The organism is Kitasatospora sp. MBT63, assembly GCF_000710465.2.
GTDB lineage: Bacteria > Actinomycetota > Actinomycetes > Streptomycetales > Streptomycetaceae > Kitasatospora.
The window spans coordinates 1-17406 of the sequence record NZ_JAIZ01000827.1; the positions used below are offsets into that span (position 1 = coordinate 1).

Annotated in this window: 21 protein-coding genes and 1 pseudogene; 16 read left to right on the forward strand and 6 right to left on the reverse strand. The window is 73.1% G+C overall.

What is annotated here, in order from left to right; genetic code table 11:
* The coding region (locus AA75_RS43530; protein ID WP_033826098.1) for a hypothetical protein at positions 1–183 on the reverse strand (183 nt) is incomplete at its 3' end.
* 94 nt (positions 184–277) lie between these two features.
* A complete protein-coding gene (locus tag AA75_RS43535; RefSeq protein ID WP_051814425.1) occupies positions 278–799 on the reverse strand; it encodes a SigE family RNA polymerase sigma factor in 522 nt (173 codons plus the stop codon).
* Between the two features lie 421 nt (positions 800–1220).
* Between AA75_RS43535 and AA75_RS43540 the strand changes: the two genes are divergently transcribed.
* From AA75_RS43540 to AA75_RS43550, 3 genes are all read left to right on the forward strand, one after another.
* On the forward strand, positions 1221–1493 hold the full coding sequence (locus AA75_RS43540; protein WP_051814427.1) for a hypothetical protein: 273 nt from the start codon (positions 1221–1223) through the stop codon (positions 1491–1493).
* A complete protein-coding gene (locus AA75_RS43545) occupies positions 1453–1839 on the forward strand; it encodes a DUF4253 domain-containing protein (protein WP_051814429.1) in 387 nt (128 codons plus the stop codon). The genes AA75_RS43540 and AA75_RS43545 overlap by 41 nt, the downstream gene beginning before the upstream one ends.
* 82 nt (positions 1840–1921) lie before the next feature.
* Positions 1922–2551 carry a class I SAM-dependent methyltransferase gene (locus AA75_RS43550; RefSeq protein ID WP_033826099.1) on the forward strand — a complete coding sequence of 210 codons (630 nt, stop codon included), beginning with the start codon at positions 1922–1924 and terminating at the stop codon, positions 2549–2551.
* Positions 2552–2686: 135 nt separating this feature from the next.
* Here the strand turns inward: AA75_RS43550 and AA75_RS43555 are convergent, their stop codons facing one another.
* Positions 2687–4177, reverse strand: a complete 1491-nt coding sequence (locus AA75_RS43555; RefSeq protein WP_033826100.1) for a dienelactone hydrolase family protein — start codon at positions 4175–4177, stop codon at positions 2687–2689.
* Positions 4178–4603: 426 nt separating this feature from the next.
* Here AA75_RS43555 and AA75_RS43560 point away from each other — a divergent pair, with 426 nt between their 5' ends.
* The 4 genes from AA75_RS43560 to AA75_RS43575 all read left to right on the forward strand — a co-directional run bounded on the left by AA75_RS43560 (position 4604) and on the right by AA75_RS43575 (position 7337).
* Positions 4604–5755 (forward strand): sensor histidine kinase, encoded by a 1152-nt coding sequence (locus AA75_RS43560; RefSeq protein WP_033826101.1) that lies wholly within the window; start codon positions 4604–4606, stop codon positions 5753–5755.
* Complete coding sequence (locus AA75_RS43565; protein WP_033826102.1) at positions 5752–6414, forward strand: response regulator transcription factor; 663 nt, start codon at positions 5752–5754, stop codon at positions 6412–6414. Before AA75_RS43560 ends, AA75_RS43565 begins: the two co-directional genes overlap by 4 nt.
* Positions 6415–6486: 72 nt before the next feature.
* Positions 6487–6864, forward strand: a complete 378-nt coding sequence (locus tag AA75_RS43570) for a hypothetical protein (protein WP_033826103.1) — start codon at positions 6487–6489, stop codon at positions 6862–6864.
* A complete protein-coding gene (locus AA75_RS43575; protein WP_033826104.1) occupies positions 6861–7337 on the forward strand; it encodes a hypothetical protein in 477 nt (158 codons plus the stop codon). Before AA75_RS43570 ends, AA75_RS43575 begins: the two co-directional genes overlap by 4 nt.
* A 7-nt stretch (positions 7338–7344) precedes the next feature.
* On the opposite strand, the gene AA75_RS43580 is transcribed toward AA75_RS43575, so the two are convergent.
* A complete protein-coding gene (locus AA75_RS43580; protein WP_233289461.1) occupies positions 7345–8568 on the reverse strand; it encodes an alpha/beta hydrolase in 1224 nt (407 codons plus the stop codon).
* A 153-nt stretch (positions 8569–8721) separates the two neighbouring features.
* On the opposite strand from AA75_RS43580, the gene AA75_RS53305 reads away from it, so the two are divergent.
* The 3 genes from AA75_RS53305 to AA75_RS43595 all read left to right on the forward strand — a co-directional run bounded on the left by AA75_RS53305 (position 8722) and on the right by AA75_RS43595 (position 11490).
* Positions 8722–10095 carry a sensor domain-containing protein gene (locus AA75_RS53305; protein ID WP_233289462.1) on the forward strand — a complete coding sequence of 458 codons (1374 nt, stop codon included), beginning with the start codon at positions 8722–8724 and terminating at the stop codon, positions 10093–10095.
* Positions 10086–10730: a response regulator transcription factor gene (locus AA75_RS43590; protein WP_033826106.1), complete on the forward strand. Its 645-nt coding sequence runs from the start codon at positions 10086–10088 to the stop codon at positions 10728–10730. The genes AA75_RS53305 and AA75_RS43590 overlap by 10 nt, the downstream gene beginning before the upstream one ends.
* Positions 10731–10803: 73 nt before the next feature.
* The gene (locus tag AA75_RS43595; protein ID WP_033826107.1) at positions 10804–11490 is read left to right on the forward strand and encodes a DUF4097 family beta strand repeat-containing protein; all 687 of its coding nucleotides are present in this window, start codon (positions 10804–10806) and stop codon (positions 11488–11490) included.
* A 69-nt stretch (positions 11491–11559) separates the two neighbouring features.
* Here the strand turns inward: AA75_RS43595 and AA75_RS43600 are convergent, their stop codons facing one another.
* A complete protein-coding gene (locus AA75_RS43600) occupies positions 11560–12027 on the reverse strand; it encodes a hypothetical protein (protein WP_051814434.1) in 468 nt (155 codons plus the stop codon).
* Between the two features lie 38 nt (positions 12028–12065).
* Between AA75_RS43600 and AA75_RS43605 the strand changes: the two genes are divergently transcribed.
* Positions 12066–12368 carry a VOC family protein gene (locus AA75_RS43605; protein ID WP_051814436.1) on the forward strand — a complete coding sequence of 101 codons (303 nt, stop codon included), beginning with the start codon at positions 12066–12068 and terminating at the stop codon, positions 12366–12368.
* Positions 12369–12531: 163 nt separating this feature from the next.
* Positions 12532–12882: a VOC family protein gene (locus AA75_RS43610; protein WP_033826108.1), complete on the forward strand. Its 351-nt coding sequence runs from the start codon at positions 12532–12534 to the stop codon at positions 12880–12882.
* Between the two features lie 17 nt (positions 12883–12899).
* Here AA75_RS43610 and AA75_RS43615 read toward each other — a convergent pair whose 3' ends face one another.
* Positions 12900–13847: an AraC family transcriptional regulator gene (locus AA75_RS43615; RefSeq protein ID WP_033826109.1), complete on the reverse strand. Its 948-nt coding sequence runs from the start codon at positions 13845–13847 to the stop codon at positions 12900–12902.
* 96 nt (positions 13848–13943) lie between these two features.
* Between AA75_RS43615 and AA75_RS43620 the strand changes: the two genes are divergently transcribed.
* From AA75_RS43620 to AA75_RS43635, 4 genes and pseudogenes are all read left to right on the forward strand, one after another.
* On the forward strand, positions 13944–14687 hold the full coding sequence (locus tag AA75_RS43620; RefSeq protein ID WP_033826110.1) for an SDR family oxidoreductase: 744 nt from the start codon (positions 13944–13946) through the stop codon (positions 14685–14687).
* 116 nt (positions 14688–14803) lie between these two features.
* A complete protein-coding gene (locus AA75_RS43625; RefSeq protein ID WP_033826111.1) occupies positions 14804–15253 on the forward strand; it encodes a MarR family winged helix-turn-helix transcriptional regulator in 450 nt (149 codons plus the stop codon).
* Positions 15250–16730, forward strand: a pseudogene (locus tag AA75_RS43630) (MFS transporter). Before AA75_RS43625 ends, AA75_RS43630 begins: the two are co-directional and overlap by 4 nt.
* Before the next feature lie 82 nt (positions 16731–16812).
* Complete coding sequence (locus AA75_RS43635) at positions 16813–17364, forward strand: cysteine hydrolase family protein (protein ID WP_149038710.1); 552 nt, start codon at positions 16813–16815, stop codon at positions 17362–17364.
* Positions 17365–17406 lie beyond the last annotated feature (42 nt).

Consider the following 17406-nt stretch of genomic DNA (forward strand, 5'->3'; position numbering starts at 1 on the left):
CAGCGCGCCGACCGCCGTGACCGCGGCGGCCGTCGCGGCCCGCCGCCGCCGGCGGATCGCCCGTCCCTCGGCGGCCGCGTCGGCGACCAGGGTCGCCAGGTCCGGTGCCGCCCCGCCGACCGCCCGCCCGAGCGCCTCTCGCAGTTCCTGTCCATCGCGGTCGGATCCGTGCATCGCGTCCATCCCGTGCTCCTGTCCTTCACGTCGAGTCGTCGTTCGCGTCGATCGGTCGTTCTTGTGGTTCGCGCCGAGGCGGGTAGGTCCGGGCGTGTGGCGGCTATGAGCTGCCGAGACCGGTCAGCTGTTCGTCGAGCTGGGCCCGCAGCCGGTTGAGGGCGCGCAGGCTGCGGGTGCGCACCGCGCCGACGTTCAGACCGAGTTCGGCGGCGGTCTCCTCGACGCTGCGGTCCTCCCAGTGGCGCAGCACCAGGACCGCGCGGTCGCGGGGCGGGAGCAGGGCAAGCGCCGACAGCAGGGTGATCCGGAGGCTGGGGTCCTCGGTGAAGGTCTCCCGTTCGGGCAGTTCGCCGATGGCGGGCCGTTCCTCCGTGCGCCGCAGTCGCCGGTGCGAGAGGTAGGTACGGACGAGGACCCTGCGCGCGTACGCCTCCGGGCTGTCGGCCCGCCGTACCCGTCCCCAGGACGAGTAGATCCGGGCCAGGGCGCTCTGGGTGAGGTCCTCGGCCAGGTGCCAGTCCCCGCAGAGCAGGAGCGCCGTCCGGAACAGTGCGGTCCCCCTCGCATGGGCGAACTCCTCGAACTCCCGTTTGCTCTGCGCCCCTGACCTGCTGCCGATCACGTTCCGTTCCCTCCCGTACCGTCTCCCGGCAGGTAGACGCCTGAGGCCCGGAACCGCGTTACAGGACTCGGGAGGAAAGTTCGCCCCGCCCGCGAGGCGCCACGGTGCTGCCCCCGCGGGTGCCACCGGCCGTGCAGGCGGGGAGAGTCAGCCGCGGGAGAGATCCTGAGGCGACCGCGGCCGGTTGCGGCACGTGACGGACAAGCGGACCGCGCGTGGAACTGGACAACGCCGTGGAGTACCGGACGGTGCTCATGGACACCCTCCCGAGGAGTGAACCCGGCTGCCCGTGCCGCCCCGGCGGATTTCGTGTGCGCCCGTGGCCCGACGACCGGCAGGCACCAAGGAAGGCGTCACCGGCCCTGTCGGAGGGGACCGGTAGCCTGCCGGCGTCCTCAATCACGGAAGGTCTGGACGAATCATGCACGACGAGCGGCCGGTGGACCGGATCCTCGGGCAGCGCTGGGAGGAGTACGCCCGGCGCCGCCTCGCCCTGACGGGCCAGGGCCACCCGGGCCGTGACACGGTGGTCGAACTCTTCGGCGAGCCCGACCCGTTCGAGGTGGTCGTCGCCCCCTTCGACGACCGGGTGGCCGGGCATCGCGGGCCCGGCCGCACCGACCCGGACCGACCCCGACCGGCTGGCCGCCGGGATGCTCGACGCCCTGGCCCGCGCGGAGCGCGCCAGGGGTGACGGGTCGTCGGGTGTCCTCGCGCAGGCCGGGCGCAGCACGGACGTGCCCGCACTGGCCCGGCGGCACGACCTGCCCGAGCCCTGGGAATCCGATCCGGCGGAGCTGTCCGCGGTCCTGCGGTCCTGGGAGGAGCGTTTCGGTACCCGCTTGGTGCTGCTCGAACGGGAGCGCCTGATCCTCTCCGTGGCGGCACCCCCGAGCACCACGGACGCGGCACAGGCCGTCGCGGCGGAGCACTTCGCCTTCGCACCCGACACCATCACCCAGGGCGACCACGAGACCCTGCGCCCGTACGCGGCGCACGAGGTCCTCGGCCGACGGATGTGGTCCTTCTGGTGGGACTAGGGCACGTGCGACACACGACCACCCGTCCCCTTACCTCGGCCCGCCACGGCACTGTGGCCGGACCGGCTCCGGAGTGCCTCCCGTGACGGATCATCAGAACGAGACCAGGGCGGCCTACGACGGCGTCGTCGCGCTCTACGCATCGCTGTTCGCGGACCGGCTGGAGGGACAGCCGTTCGCCCGCGCCATGATCGGCACCTTCGCCGAACTGGTGCGGGCGACGGGCAACCCGCGGGCGGCGGACGTCGGGTGCGGGCCCGGACACCTGACGGCCATGCTGCACGAACTGGGCCTGGACGCCTCCGGATTCGACCTCTCCCCGGGCATGGTCGACCACGCCCGGCGGGCCCATCCGGCGCTGCGCTTCCAAGAGGCGCGCATGGAGACCCTGCCGGTCGAGGACGGCGCGCTCGGCGGCATCCTGGCCCACTACTCGATGATCCACACCCCGCCGGAGGAACTGCCGGAGCTGCTCGCCGAGCAGGTACGCGTCCTGGCACCGGGCGGGCTGCTCCTGGTCTCCTTCTTCGGGACCGACGGACCGGAGCCGGTCCGGTTCGACCACAAGGTGACGCCCGCCTACAGCTGGCCGGTGGACCTCCTCGCCGCCCTGCTGGCCGACGCCGGTCTCGTCCCCTTCGCCCGGCTCATCCACGACCCGGCCTCCGAACGGGGCTTCCTCGACGCCCACCTGCTGGCCCGCCGTCCGTAGGCCCTGTCCGACTCGCCCCGGCCCGGCACCGCGGCGGTACCGGCGGCGGGGCCCGGCGCGGTCCGGACGACACGGTCCGCGCCGGCCCCGCCGCCGACGCCCTCGGCCGGCAGCCGGACGTCCCCGGACGGCTGATCAGGGGTTGGTGCCCGGGTGGTGGACGGTGAGGTCGCCGTAGGCCGGCAGCGCGCCGGCCGGGTCGCCGGGCGTGTCCCGCAGAACGGCGTCGAGGAAGGCGAGGGTGGCCCCGGCGACGACGCGGGGGCTCCTGGTACGGCCGAGGGAGCCGACGACGGAGGGCACGGGCGGCAGGTACAGGGGCCCGTCCATGAAGGTCAGGTGGCCGGCGCCGGGGATGGTGAGCCGGTAACTCGTCGCGGTGCCGTGGTCGAGCGCCTCGGTGAGGCGGGGGAGGTAGCGCGGGTCGGTGGCCGGGGTGATGGACTGGGTGAGCGCGAGCGCCGGCCGGTCGAGGGCGGGGGAGGCGGGGCCGTGGGGGTAACCGTCGAGGTCGACGACCGCGGCGAACCGGTGGTCCTGGCGGGCCGCCTGCAGGGCGGCGGCGCCGCCCATGGAGTGGCCGGTCACCGCGGCCCGGCCGGTGTCCAGACGTCCGGTCAGCGGATCCGCCGGCTCACCCCGGTCCAGAGCGTCCAGCCGGGTGAGGACGAAGCTGAGGTCGGCGGCCCGGATCGCCGTCCAGCCGGCCGCCAGCTTCTCGTCCTGGTCCGGGTCGCCGCTGGAGGTGGTCTCGGTGGTGACCGTCCGGTCGTCGGCGAGGACGACGGCGGCGGAGTCGTAGGGGTGGTCGAGGGCGGCGACCACGTAGCCGTGGCTGGCCAGTTCCTCCGCCCAGGCGGTGTTCTGGGTGCGCACCCCGCCCGACCCGGGTGAGAACAGGACGACGGGGAACCGGCCCCCGCCGGTGTCCACCGGGGCGTCGAAGACCGAACGGCTGCGGGCGCGCGCAGGACCGTCGACGAGGAACCCCGGCAGGCCGACTCCGCGGGCGAGGGCGTCGGAGACGGTGCGTGCCTCCTGCGCCGTGCGCCCGAGGTACTGGGCCCGCTGCGTGCCCGCCGGGCTCTTCTGCGCGGGGTACCAGAGCTGGACGACGACCGTGCGCAGGTCGTCCGGATCGGCGGTGAAGGTCTCGGGCCGGTGCGGGTCGGTCCACTGCACCACGCGGGTGCCGACCGCGAAGCCGCCCGTCGGTTCGGGGAACACGGGGACCGGAAAGGCCCAGGCGGCCGCCGGACCGGTGGCGATCAGGCCGACGCAGGCCACCGATCCCGGCAGCGCCAGCCACCAGCGGGCCCGCCACGCCGGCCGGCCGGCCCGGCGTCGCAGCACGGGCAGCACGGCGAACGGCAACGCGAAGGCGGCGCCGGCCAGGACCGGCAGCAGCTGCCAGCGGATCCCGACGACGCCCAACAGGAGCGCGGACAGGACGAGCACCGCGCCCGCCGCGATCGTGACGCGCGGGCGGGCCGCGGGGGGAAGCCAGCGCGCCAGCACCAGGGCGACGGCGCCCAGCAGGGCAAGTATTTCCAGGGGGGACATGGACAGTCCCGGGATGATCTCGGTCACCCGCCCATCGTCGGCGCCGGGTGTCCGCCGCCACATCCGTCCCGGGTCGCCGCCGCAGGCGACCGGGGTGGCAATCCGCGGCGGTCCCGGTGCAACCCGAGTGGCAACCGTGCCCGCCGCATCGGCGGCCGCGTTGCGACCACGGTCGGTGCCCGTCCTCCTCCTGCGGTCGTATCCCGGCACGGTTTCCTCAGACGGTGGACTCATGCGCGGCGCGCGGCCCGTGGCCTAGCGTGACAGGGCCGCGGGTGCGTGCCGGCGGGGGTGGCCCCGGCCGGGGCCACCGTGATGCCGGAGCGATGGGGACGTGGGATGACCGAGGCGGCCGCAGGACCCGGCCGTGCCCACCGGGTGCGCCCCGGGGGCCGGCCGCAGAACCGGGCACAGGGTCAGGTGCGGTGGGCAAAAGCGCCATGGCTGGCGAGGCCGGCCGGCCCGGCCGCCGCGCGAACGGCCCGATCGGTGACCCCTGCCGGGCGCAGGCTGCCGCCCGTGGTGGTGGACGCGCTGCTCGCGGCGCTGCTGCTCCTCAACGTCCTGACCACCCACCCGCCGCACGAGCTGCCGGTGGCCGCGGTCCTGACCGCCGCCCTCGCGCTGCCGCTGCTGTGGCGCCGCCGGGCGCCGCTCACGGTGTTCGCGGCGGTGGTGGCCGCCGCCTTCGTCCAGTGGCTGATGGACGTCCAACTGCCGGCGGACATCGCAGTGTTGGTGGCACTGTACACGGCGGCCGCGCACGCGGGCCGACGGGCCACGCTCGTCGCCGGTGCCGTCGTGGAGGCGGGGGTCCTGCTGGCCTGCCTGCGCTGGGCGCCGGACGGCGCATTCCTGACGCCGTTCGTCGCGGTCACCGCGATGGCGGTCGCCGCCGCCGTCCTCGGTGTCAACGTCCGGACCACCCGCGCCTACCTCGCGGCCATCGAGGAACGGGCCGCACGCCTGGAACAGGAACGCGAGCAGCGGGCACGACTGGCCGTCGCCGAGGAGCGGACACGCATCACCCGCGAGATGCACGACATCGTCACCCACAACCTCTCCGTCATGGTCGCCCTCACCGACGCCGCCCTCTACGCCCAGCACCGCTCGCCCGACCGGACCACCACCGCGATGCGCCAGGTCGCCGAGACGGGCCGGCAGGCCCTGACCGACATGCGGCGCTCGCTCGGCGTCCTGCGGACCGACGAACCCGACGCGCAGCGCCACCCGCTCCCCGGCATCACCCAACTGGAGGCCCTCGCCGACCAGATGTGCGCGGCCGGGCTGCCGACCCGCCTCGAGGTCGACGGCAGCCACACCCACGTGCCCGCCACCGCACAACTCACCGTCTACCGCCTGGTACAGGAAGCCTTGACCAACACCCTCAAGCACACACCCGCTGGCACCCGCGCGGACGTCCGGATCCGGTGCGCGGCCGAGACCGTCACCGTCGACGTCACCGACAGCGGCCCCTGCCCGCCCCCTCCCGCCGCCGCGCCCTCCGGCCACGGCATCCCCGGCATGCGCGAGCGCGCGGCCGCCTACGGGGGGACCTTGCAGGCCGGGCCGCTCCCGGGCGGCGGCTGGGGAGTCCACACCTGCCTGCGCCTGGGCAGCAGCGGGGCGGCGTCCGCATGACGATCCGCATCCTGATCGCCGACGACGAAGCGCTGCTCCGGATGGCCTTCGGCACCGTCCTGGACGCCCAGCCCGACATGGCATCGGTCGGCGAGGCCGCGGACGGCCTCCAGGCCGTCCACCTCGCCCGCGAACTGCGCCCCGACGTCGTCCTCATGGACGTCCGGATGCCCGGGACCGACGGGATCGAGGCGACCCGGCAGGTCGTCGAGGGCTCCCCGCAGAGCAGGGTGCTGATCCTCACCACCTTCGACCTGGACGAGTACGCCTTCGCCGGACTCAACGCCGGAGCCTCGGGCTTTCTCCTGAAGAACACCAGGCCCGAGGAGCTCCTCACCGCGATCCGCAACGTCGCCGCGGGCGACGCGGTCCTCTCCCCGCGGATCACCCGGCGCCTGCTGGAGGACCTCCGCCCCCACATCCCCGCAGGCCGCAGCGCCGCCCGCGACGAACGGCTGGGCCGGCTCAGCGCCCGCGAACACGAGGTCCTCGTCCAGGTGGGCCGCGGCCTGTCCAACTCCGAGATCGCGGCCACCCTGTACCTGGCCGAGGCGACCGTCAAGTCCCATCTGGGACGCATCCTGCACAAGCTCGAACTCCGCGACCGGATCCAGGCCGTGGTGTTCGCGTACGAGAGCCGCCTCATCCACCCGGCCTGACGCCTCCCGCCCCCGCACGGCGGGGCCGCGACCCGCGGGCCCGCGGGCCCGCGGACGGCTAGGATGCCCCGCATGCACGCGGTGGAGCGGTTCCGGTCCCTGGTCAGGTCGCTGTCCTGGACCGAGATCGAGTTCGCGCGCCCCGAGGTCCGGCCCGGGCACGTGGACGCCCTCGTGGAGTTCTACCGGACCCTGGACGGCTGGCCGCAGCGGATCGCCCTGGTGCAGCTGGTCCAGGACCAGGACCACCCGGCGCTGCGGCCGGTCATGCTCGACGTCCTGCGCGCCCCGCTCGGCGCCGACCCGGAGAACGTGGAGCTGACCAAGGCGGCCGCGCTGCGGCTGATCGACCCGCGCTACGACACCTTCATGACGTTCTACGAGGACCGGGACGCCCTGCACGCGGCCGTGCGCGAGGTACTGGAGGCCCACGGCTCCGCCGCGGAGTGACGGACTTCGCGGCCAGCTTCGGGGTCGGGCTGTTCGACGGCCGGCTGCAGTTGAAGGCCGCGCTGAGCGCGTACGCGGTCCACCGGTCGTCCGGCCCGTTGGAAGCGCGGTTCGCGGCGTCGACGTGGAACCAGAGCGTCAGCATCCTGTCGGGCTTCTACCGGTGGGCGGTGGACGAGGGCTACGCCACGGCGGAGCCGTTCACCTACCGGCAAGCCACGACCTTCTTCTCCGGGGTGCCGCAGCAGGTCAGGGTGAACCTGGCACGGCGGCGGCAGCCGAAGGAACATGTGACGGTCAAGCACCTCGCGGACGACACCGCGGAGCTGTTCCTGCTGGGGCTGGCCGGCTGGACCGGACCGGCGGCCCGCTGTTCAAGGGCCGGGAGCTGGCGCGGAACGTCAGCAGCGACCCCGACGCGACAGGAAAGCGACTACGCCGGGGGACCCGATACGAGCAGGCCTCGCTGCTAGCGCCTGGCTAGTACTGGAAGAGTACCTCCGGATTGTTCGGCGAGGGGCCGTCCAGCAGCGGACTGTGGTTCCCCTTCAGTGTCTGGTCGAAGAACGCTGTCACGTACTCGCGGGTGATCGCCACCCCGCGTTCCGGGGAGAGGTGCGGCGCCGGGAACCCGGCCTCCTCCAGAAGCACCTCCAGGTCGGAGAAGCTGAAGTGGTCGGCGTCGGCGACCGTCAGCCACTTCTTGTAGCCGCCGAGGGCGGCCCAGGTCTGCTCCCACTCGCCGCCGGCCGAGTGGTCGGAGGGGGGCGCACCCAGCATGAGGAACGGCCGGTTGATCTGGCCGGGCATCGGGTCCGGGTGGAAGGAGCCGTCCATGTTGACTCCGGCCCGTACTCGCGGGTCGGTGATCATCGTGGCGGCGGCCGCCGCTCCGCCGAGGGAGTGTCCGGCCATGCCGATCTTGTGCTTGTCGATGAGGTGTGCCAGGGGCCACGCGGTATTGCCATGCGTCAACTGGTCGATGACGAAGGACACATCCAGCGCACGGCTGGCGGCGACGGAGTTGAAGTCGAGCCCCGCCGGGCCATCGCAGATCGCGCACGGCGGCGTCTGGCCGTTCGCCAGCGTCTCGCCGTTGTCCTCGTAGGTGTGGCCGACGAGCGCGACGACGTAGCCGTGACTGGCCAGGTCGGTCGCGAGCGAGGTGAGCGTCATGCGCGGGTTCTCGTACGCGGGTGAGAGGACCACCAGCGGATGCTTGCCGCGCTGCGGCCGCGCACCGTCGAAGGCGTGAGTGGTGACGCTGGAAAGGTTCTGCGGGGTGATGCCGGAGCTCGCCGGCAACTTGCTGCGCTGGATGGCTCCGGCTGCCTCGGCGAGGGTCATGTAAGGGGCCGGAGTCCCGGTCCCGGGGACGGCCGGGTAGACCATCGTGACGGTCAGCTGGCGGGGGCCGGATGACGGCACCCACGGGTCAAGACGGCTCGCGTCGGTGAGGTGGATGACGTCCTCGCCGGCGGCGTAGGGGCCGGTCGGCGCGGGGAGCGTGCCTTGGAAGGACCGCGTGGGCGCGGTGGCCGCGGCCGTGGCCGGTGCGGTGTCGAACGCGTGCGTGGCCGCCGGTGTGGCCGACGGTGTGGTCGTGGCGGCGAACCCGGCGCCGGTTCCGCTGACGAGGGCGGCGAGCGCCAGCACCGCGACAGCGCTGATACGGGGATTGCGTTTCATGGAACGATCGGTCATGTCCCCACGATGTCGCACCGGGCGGCGCCGGGTCGGCAGTGTGAACCCACCGGCCGGACGGGGGGTAAACCCTACCCCCGCTGATGGGTCCTCCTCGCTGTCGACGGGTGGTCGGCTTGGGTACCGTCCCCTTGTCGAATCGAGGCGCGGACGGTGACCTGGTCGCCGCCCGCACTGCCCACGAGAGCGGGTCTGAAGCAGTTGACCGAGTACATCGCCGGCCGTGCCACCGGCAGAGCCCGGACGGACGCCCGGCCACCCCGCGAGGTGGTGCCGGGCAATCCGCTGCGCGCGCTGGCCTCCCCCGTGCTGTGGCGGGCGTCGATCCACCTGGCACTTGACGGTCTGGTGGCGCTGGCGGGACTGGCCGTGCTGGTCGTGCTGGTCGTCGCCGTCTGCCTGGCGCCGGCAGGCCTGGTGGGCCTGCCGCTCACGGTGGCGGCGGGGTGGGCGCTGTTCCGGCTGGCCGCCGTCGAGCGCACCCGGTTCGCCGTGACCTGCGGGCTGGAACTCGACGAGCTGCCGGCGCCGGTCGGTTCGTGGCGGTTGGCCAAGTCGCTGCAGTCCCTCGTCCACAACCCCTGCACCTGGCGGCTGATCACCTACTTCGTACTGCTGATGCCGGTGGCGGTGGTGACCGTGGTCGGGGTGGCGCTGATCTGGGCCGTGCCGCTGACCCTGGTGCTGCTTCCGGCTTACTACCGGGGCCTGCCCGGCGGGCAGGCCCAGCTCGGGCCGTTCGTGGTGGATTCCCTGCCCCGGGCGCTGCTGGTCGCGGCGGTGGCGCTGCTGGTCGGCGCGGTCCTCTCCCCACTGATGGTCAAACTCCTGCTGGCGCTGGACACCGCGCTGGCCGTCGCACTGCTCTCCCGGCCCCGCGGCATGGAACTGGAACAGCGGGTCAACGATCTGACGGAGAGCCGAGCCCGGGTGGTGGACGCCGCCGAGGCGGAGCGCAAACGGATCGAGCGGGACCTGCACGACGGTGCCCAGCAACGGCTGGTGGCGATGTCGATCACCCTGGGCCGGGCCAGCTCGCGGTTGAAGAAGTCCGGCGACCACGAGACCAACAAGCTGGTCGAGGACGCCCGGCGGGAAACCCTCAGCACCATCGCCGAGTTGCGCAACCTGGCCCGTGGCCTGCACCCGCCGGTGCTGACCGACCGCGGCCTGGAGGGGTCGCTCTCCGCCGTCGCCGCGCTGGCTCCGGTGCCGGTGCGCCTTGACGTCCTGGTGGAGCCACGCCCCTCCTCCACCATCGAGGCGGTCGCCTACTTCACGGTGACCGAGGCGCTCACCAATGTGGCCAAACATGCTCATGCGACCCGCGCTTGGGTGGAGATCCGGCGGGAGGGCGCCCGATTGGACGTTAAGGTCGGCGATGACGGGCGTGGCGGAGCCGACCTCGCGGCCGGCACGGGTCTGACCGGTCTGGCGGACCGGGTGTCCGGGGTGGACGGGCGGTTCCGGCTCAGCAGTCCGGTGGGTGGACCGACCGTGATCGAGGTGGAATTGCCATGCGGGTAGTGCTGGCCGAGGACTCCGCGCTGCTGCGCCAGGGCATCGAACTGCTGCTCAGCGAACAGGGGATCGAGGTCGTCGCCGCGGTCGGCGACGGGGAGCAACTCCTGCGCGCAGTGGCCGAACACCGGCCGGACGCCTGTGTGACGGACGTCCGGATGCCGCCCACCTTCCTGGACGAGGGCCTGCGCGCTGCACTGGCAGTACGCGCCCGCTGGCCGGAGACCGGCGTCCTGGTGCTCTCCCACTACGTCGAGGAGCGCTACGCCATCGACCTGGTCAACACCAATGACAACGGGGTCGGTTACCTGCTCAAGGACCGGGTATCGGACGCCGAGGAGTTCGTGGACGCGCTGCGCCGGGTCGCCGCGGGCGAGACGGTTCTCGACCCGGAGGTGGTCAAGCAGTTGCTGGCCGGCAGCCGGCAGCGGGATCCGCTGTCCACCCTGACGCCGCGCGAGCGGGAGGTCCTCACGGCCATGGCGGAGGGCCGTTCCAACGCCGGGATCGCGGCCGATCTGGTGATAGGCACGGCGGCGGTGGAGAAGTACATCCGCAGCATCTTCGTGAAATTCGATCTGCAGCAGGAGGCGGGAGACCACCGCCGCGTGCTCGCCGTTCTGCGCTACCTGGGAGCTTGAGATCAGTACCACACCGAAGAAGCGCCGCGGATGCCTCCTCATAGGGCTGGCCGTCCTCGTCGCGGTCGTCGCCGTGGCCAGTTGGGTCGTGGTCTCCTCGCTTCCGGCGCACCACCCGTACAGCGGCAACTGGCAGCAGGACGCGGCCGGCGCCAGCCAGGTGACGGTCCAGGCCGACGGACTCGGCGTGACGCTGAGTCAGGACGGCTCCTCGCAGGTCATGGTGGCCATGAGCGGCAGCTACACGGGCCATGTCCCGCAGGTCTCCGTCACCCGGTCCGGCTCGGACGTCACGGTCACCGCCGGCTGCTCCAACGAGTGCTCGGGGCACCTGCAGATCACGGTGCCGGCCGGCCTGGCCGCGCAGGTGAGCACCGGGGACGCCGGGATCCAGGCGAAGGGCCTGACCGGCCGGCTGGATCTGACCACCGGGCTGGGCGGGGTCGAGGTGGACCAGTCGTCCGGCCCGCTGGCCGTGCGGAGCACGGGCGGTGCGGTGACCCTCGCCGACAGCAGCGCCCCGAACGCCGAGGTGACCACCGACGGCGCGGTCAGCGCCTCCTTCACGGCGGCACCCGCCTCCCTGAAGGTCACCACGGGCTACGGCGGGGTCGACCTCAAGGTGCCTCACGACGCCACCTACCACGTCGACGCGCAGAGCTCCTGGTCGTCGCCGAGCGTCTCGCTGCCGAACACCGCTACGGACGCGCCGCACAGCGTGGTGGTGAAGACCGCGCGCGGCGACATCACGGTCCACTGAGCACGGCCGTGCCGCGAACGACGGTGGCGTCCCCGGGAGATCCCGGGGACGCCACCGTCGTTCGGACGATCAGCCGGCGACCAGCGAGGGGTCGACGACGATCTTCGCGTGCCGATCCGGCTCGCCGAGTTCGGTGATCGCCCCGGCCGGTCCGTCCAGGCAGGTGACGCCGGTGATGATGGCACCGGCGTCGATCCGGCCCTCGGCGATGTCCCGCAGCGTCTGGCGGTACTCACCCGGGCTGCCGCCGAACGGCCCGCGGATGTCCAGCTCCTTGCCGGCCACCACCCCGGGGCCGACCGTGTCGGGGCGCATCAGACGCCGACCAGCACGAATCTTCGCGCCGGCCGGTGCGCCGTCGACGACCCGGGCGAGCATGCCGGGGGCGCCGACACACTCGAAGAGCACCACGTCGGTGGTCGGCACCCCGCGGTACTCCGCGGCCATCCGGTCCAGCATCCCGGGGATCACCCCGAGCGAGGACCAGCGGTCGCAGGGCGACTCGACGGCCGGGTCGATCAGGATGTCGAGACACACCCTGCGGGGGACTCGGCACTGCGGGAACAGACACCGACGTGCTGGAGTATCCGTACGTCGACGCGGGCGGCGGCTGGCTGATCTTCAAGCTCCCGCCGACCGAGGTCGCCGTCCATCCGACGGACGGCCCTCAGTCGCACGAGCTCTACCTGATGTGCGACGACGTGGATGCGACCGTGGCGGACCTGGCTGCCAGGGGAGTGGAGTTCACCCGGCCCGTCACCGATCTGCGCTGGGGACGGCTGACCGGCTTCCGCCTGCCGGGAGGCGGCGCGGTGGGCCTGTACGAGCCCCGTCACGAGCGGGCGGGCTCATCGACCCGCGCTACGACACTTTCATGACGTTCTACGAGGACCGGGACGCCCTGCACGCGGCCGTGCGCAAGGTACTGGAGGCCCACGGTTCCGCCGCGGAGTGACGGGCGGTTCGGCAGGCCACGCCGCCCGGAGCCCCGCCACGGTGTCGTGCCGTAGTGACGCCCGTCACGGGACCTACCATGGCCGCATGATCACTGGTGGGCACGTCGTCATCCACAGCCGTGACGCCGAAGCGGACCGCGCCTTCCTCCGGGACGTGCTGGAGTATCCGTACGTCGACGCGGGCGGCGGCTGGCTGATCTTCAAGCTCCCGCCGACCGAGGTCGCCGTCCATCCGACGGACGGCCCTCAGTCGCACGAGCTCTACCTGATGTGCGACGACGTGGATGCGACCGTGGCGGACCTGGCTGCCAGGGGAGTGGAGTTCACCCGGCCCGTCACCGATCTGCGCTGGGGACGGCTGACCGGCTTCCGCCTGCCGGGAGGCGGCGCGGTGGGCCTGTACGAGCCCCGCCACGAGCGGGCCACCGACCTGTGAACTCCCGCCCACGATAGTCAGACCGGCACCGACGGCGGAGCCGACGCCGTCCGCCGCTCGCGCCGATATGCCCCCGGCGGCGCGCCGAAGTGCCGCTTGAACGCCTTCGCGAACGCGAATTCCGAGGTGTAGCCGGCGTTCTCGGCCACGGTGCCCAGCGGGTCGGCCGTCTCGCGTAGCATCCGCGCCGCGACGGCCATCCGCCACGTCGTCAGGTAGCCGAGCGGCGGCTCGCCGACCACCGTGGTGAACCGCCGGGCGAACGCCGCGCGCGACAGCCCGGCCCGGCGCCCCAGCGACTCGACGGTCCACGGGTGCGCCGGGTCGTCGTGGATCGCCTTCAGCGCCGGGGCGATCAACGGGTCGCTGAGCGCCGAGGCCCAGCCCTGCGTCTGCTCCCCGGGCAACTCGGCGTACCAGGACCGCAGGATGTAGAGCAGCAGGAGATCGACGAGCGCGGTGACCACCGAGTCCGAACCCGGCTGGGGCCGGTGGATCTCGGCGCAGAGCTGGTCGACCGCCGAGCGCAGCGCCGGATGGCGACCGGGGCCGGCCGGGAGGTGGATGACCTCCGGGAGGTCGCCGAGCAGCGGATGCGGCCGGTCGATGTCGAGGTGGTACGCCCCGCACACCAGCACGCTGCGCGCGCCTGCGCCCTCGAGGGTGAAACGCCCGATCGGCGAGGAGGTGTTGACGCGGTCGGGTTCGAAGGCGACCGGCTCGCTGGTGACGGCGTCACAGATGGCGTGATCGGTGCCGCGCCGTAGGAACACGACGTCACCGGGCCCCAGGGCCACCGGATCGCCGCCGACCGGCAGGAGGAAGCAGCGCCCTTCGACGACGACGTGGAATCCCGCTCCCGCGATGGGCTGGAAGCGCACACCCCACGGCGCCTGTGCATCGGTACGGACAACGGACGGACGCCCGGTGCGCAGGGCCGCGAGCGTGTCGCTGAGGATGTCCATCCCCTCACCCTAGCGCGCAGCGATCGAGACGATCGGACAGGGAATCAAGACTTCAGGCCATTCAGCGTCTCGATCGCCACGCGTAGCGTCCTCGCCATGGACAACACGAACAACACGAACAACACAGCAGACACCCAGCGTGTCGTCGTCATCGGTGGTACCTCCGGCGTCGGATTCGCCGTCGCGCAGGCCGCAGCGGCCCAGGGGTCGAACGTGGTCGTCGCCTCCAGCAACCAGGGCCGGGTCGACCTGGCGGTGAAGAAGCTCGGCGGCGGCCGGGTCGAAGGCCTCGTGCTGGACGTCGCCGACGAGGCTGCGCTCGCCGCCTTCTTCGACCGGATCGGCGAGTTCGACCACCTCGTCTACACGGCGGGCGAACCCCTGCTGCTGAAGCCGCTCGCCGACCTCGCCGCCGCGGAGTCCCGAACGTTCTTCGAGCGCCGGTTCTGGGGTGCCCTGCTCGCCGCGAAGTACGCGACGCCGAAGCTCCGCCCCGGCGGCTCGATCACCTTCACCTCCGGCGCCTTCGCGACCCGGCCCGCACCCGGAGCCTCGCTCGGCGCGAGCATCACCGCAGCCGTCGAGGGACTGACGCGGGCCCTGGCCCTGGAACTCGCCCCCCTGCGGGTCAACGCGGTCCGCCTCGGCGCGATCCGCACCGAACTCTGGGACAGCAGCGTGCCCGACCCGGAGTCCTTCCTCCGGGCGCAGGGCAGCGGCCTTCCCGTGCAGCGCGTCGGCAGCCCCGAGGAGGCGGCGGCGGCTTACCTCTACCTCCTGGGCAACGGCTATGCGACCGGCACCGTGCTCACCCTCGACGGCGGAGCCGCACTCGCCTGACGCCGGGTCACTGTCGGACCGGACCGGCCAGCCCGGTCTGGTCCGGTCCGACAGTGGGCAGCCCAGCTGTACAGCAAAACTGGACAGTTCAGCCTGATGGTTCTAGCGTGGGAAGCATGGAACAGCCCACCGCCCCCGCCACCGACTCCGCCGTCCGCGCGGCGCAGGAGCTGCGCGTGGTCTTCAGCCGGCTGCGCCGTCGCCTCCGGCAGACGTACGACACGGACGGGCTCACCCCCACCCAGACCTCCGTACTCAGCCGGCTGAGCAAGGACGGCCCGGCCTCCGCCAGCGACCTGGCCGCCGCCGAACGGGTCCGGCCGCAGTCGATGGCCGCCACGCTCGCCGTCCTCGACGAGCGCGGACTCGTGCTGCGCCGCCCCGACCCCGGCGACGGCCGCCGACAGCTGGTCTCGCTCAGCGACACCGGCCAGGCCTTCCTCGCGGACTGCCGACGCGCCGGCGAGGAGTGGCTGGCCCGCTCGCTGCAGGCCCACTTCACCGAGCAGGAGCGGCAGACCGTCGTCGAGGCACTGGCCCTGCTGGACAGGCTGTCCGACGCATGAACCTGCGCACTCTCCGCTCCGCCCCGCGCCCCGGCCGTACGGGCGCACCGAAGGACGCCTTCGACCGCCGGCTGCTCGCCCCGATGATGCTCGGCGCGATCCTCAACCCGGTGAACTCGGCGATCCTCGCCGTCTCCCTGGTGCCGATCGGCGCCGCCTTCGGAGCGGCGCCCGCCGCCACCGCCTGGCTGGTCTCCGCGCTCTACCTGGCACCGCGATCGGCCAGCCCGTCGTCGGCCGGCTCATCGACCTGCACGGGCCGCGCCGGCTGATCCTGGCCGGCACCGTACTGACCGGAATCGCCGGGGTGGTCGGCATGCTCGCCCCGAACCTCGGCGTGCTGATCACCGCCCGTGTCCTGCTCGGCTTCGGCACCTGCGCCGGCTACCCGGCCGCCATGTACCTCGTGCGCAGCGAGGCCGACCGCACCGGCCGCGACAGCCCCGCCGCCGTACTGACCGCGCTCGCCGTCACCACCCAGACCGTCGCCGTCATCGGCCCCTCCCTCGGCGGCCTGCTGATCGGCCTCGGCGGCTGGCGCACCACCCTCGCCGTCAACATCCCGCTCGCCCTCGCCGGGCTGTACCTCGGGGCCCGCCGGCTACCGCGCACCGCCCCGGCGCCGCGCACCCGCGGCAGCCTCGCCACCACCCTCGACCTCGCCGGGATGGCGCTGTTCGCCGCGGCACTCGTCCCGCTGCTGCTGTTCCTGATGCACCCCTCGCCCGGCGACTGGTACCTGCCCGCCGTCACCGTCCTCGCGGCCGCCTGCTTCGGCCGCCGCGAGCACCGCGCCGCCAATCCGTTCATCGACCTGCGGGTACTCGGCGGCAACCTGCCACTGCTCGCCACCTACACCCGCGCCCTGCTCGCCTACACCGTCGCCTACGCCTTCCTCTACGGCTGCACCCAGTGGATGCAGGAGGGCCGCGGGCTGAGCGCCCCGCAGGCCGGCCTCGTCCAACTCCCGCTCTTCGGCACGGCGATCGTTGTCTCCGCGGTCACCGGCCGCCGCCGCCGGATCCGCGGCAAACTCCTCGCCGGTGCGCTCGGGCAGATCGCGGCCTGCACACTCGTTCTGCTGCTCGGCCCGCACTCCCCGATCTGGCTGCTGCTGGTGGTGGCGCTCGCCTTCGGCATCCCGCAGGGCCTCAACGGGCTCGCCCTGCAGAGCGCCGTCTACCACCAGGCGGACCCCGCCCGGATCGGCTCCTCGGCCGGCCTGCTGCGCACCTTCAGCTACCTCGGCGCGATCGTCGCCGCCGCGGCCACCGGCGCCTTCCTCGGGCACGGCGCCGACACCGTGGGCCTGCACCAGCTGGCGTGGTTCATGCTCGCCGCCGCTGTCCTGTACCTGCTGGTCACCGTCGCCGACCGCTCGCTGCGGCAGGTCGGCGCCCCGCCGCCGGACATCGCCGCACCGGCCGCACCGCCCGCACCGGCCGCGGCGGGGGACCCCCAGAGCCGCGGCCGGTAGCGAGTCCCAGGACCCGTTCCGCACCTCGCACCGCACTGCACCGAATCGCACCGCACCGCCTTGCACCGAAGGAGACACCGCCGTGAACGGCACCGCCCTGCTCGTGATGGACATCCAGGTCGGCATCGTGAGCCGCATCGACCAACCCGACTACCTGCCCCGGCTCGCCCGTGCCGTCGAGGCCGCCCGGGCCGCGGACATCCCGGTCGTGTACGTCGTCCCCGGCTTCCGGCCCGGCCACCCCGAGATCGCCGCGCGCAACAAGAGCCTCGGCGCCCTGCCGCCGGGCGCGTTCACCCCTGCCGACCCCGGCGCCGCCGTCCATCCCGAGCTGACACCCCGGGAGGGCGACACCGTGGTCACCAAGAAGCGGATCAGCGCCTTCGCCGGCAGCGACCTCGACCTCGTGCTGCGCGGCGCCGGGATCGAGGACCTCGTCCTCACCGGTATCGCGACCAGCGGCGTCGTGCTGTCCACCGTCCGCCAGGCCGCCGACCTCGACTACCGCCTCACCGTGCTCTCCGACGGTTGCGCCGACGCGGATCCGGAGGTCCACCGCGTGCTGACCGGCAAGGTCTTCCCCCGTCAGGCGGAGGTCACCACCGTCGATGAGTGGCTCACCACGCTGAAGTGACGGCGGGTCGGCCGCTGGCCGCGGAGCGGCGGGCGCCGGCGC

What these genes read in the sequence shown, in the direction of transcription:
- AA75_RS43620 (WP_033826110.1), top strand. Translation starts at nt 13,944, where the DNA reads ATGGACAACACGAACAACACGAACAACACAGCAGACACCCAGCGTGTC.
- AA75_RS43540 (WP_051814427.1), top strand. Translation starts at nt 1,221, where the DNA reads ATGCACGACGAGCGGCCGGTGGACCGGATCCTCGGGCAGCGCTGGGAG.
- AA75_RS43545 (WP_051814429.1), top strand. Translation starts at nt 1,453, where the DNA reads ATGCTCGACGCCCTGGCCCGCGCGGAGCGCGCCAGGGGTGACGGGTCG.
- AA75_RS43615 (WP_033826109.1), bottom strand. Translation starts at nt 13,847, where the DNA reads ATGGACATCCTCAGCGACACGCTCGCGGCCCTGCGCACCGGGCGTCCG.
- AA75_RS43610 (WP_033826108.1), top strand. Translation starts at nt 12,532, where the DNA reads ATGATCACTGGTGGGCACGTCGTCATCCACAGCCGTGACGCCGAAGCG.
- AA75_RS43625 (WP_033826111.1), top strand. Translation starts at nt 14,804, where the DNA reads ATGGAACAGCCCACCGCCCCCGCCACCGACTCCGCCGTCCGCGCGGCG.
- AA75_RS43590 (WP_033826106.1), top strand. Translation starts at nt 10,086, where the DNA reads ATGCGGGTAGTGCTGGCCGAGGACTCCGCGCTGCTGCGCCAGGGCATC.
- AA75_RS43555 (WP_033826100.1), bottom strand. Translation starts at nt 4,177, where the DNA reads ATGTGGCGGCGGACACCCGGCGCCGACGATGGGCGGGTGACCGAGATC.
- AA75_RS43580 (WP_233289461.1), bottom strand. Translation starts at nt 8,568, where the DNA reads ATGACCGATCGTTCCATGAAACGCAATCCCCGTATCAGCGCTGTCGCG.
- AA75_RS43565 (WP_033826102.1), top strand. Translation starts at nt 5,752, where the DNA reads ATGACGATCCGCATCCTGATCGCCGACGACGAAGCGCTGCTCCGGATG.
- AA75_RS43570 (WP_033826103.1), top strand. Translation starts at nt 6,487, where the DNA reads ATGCACGCGGTGGAGCGGTTCCGGTCCCTGGTCAGGTCGCTGTCCTGG.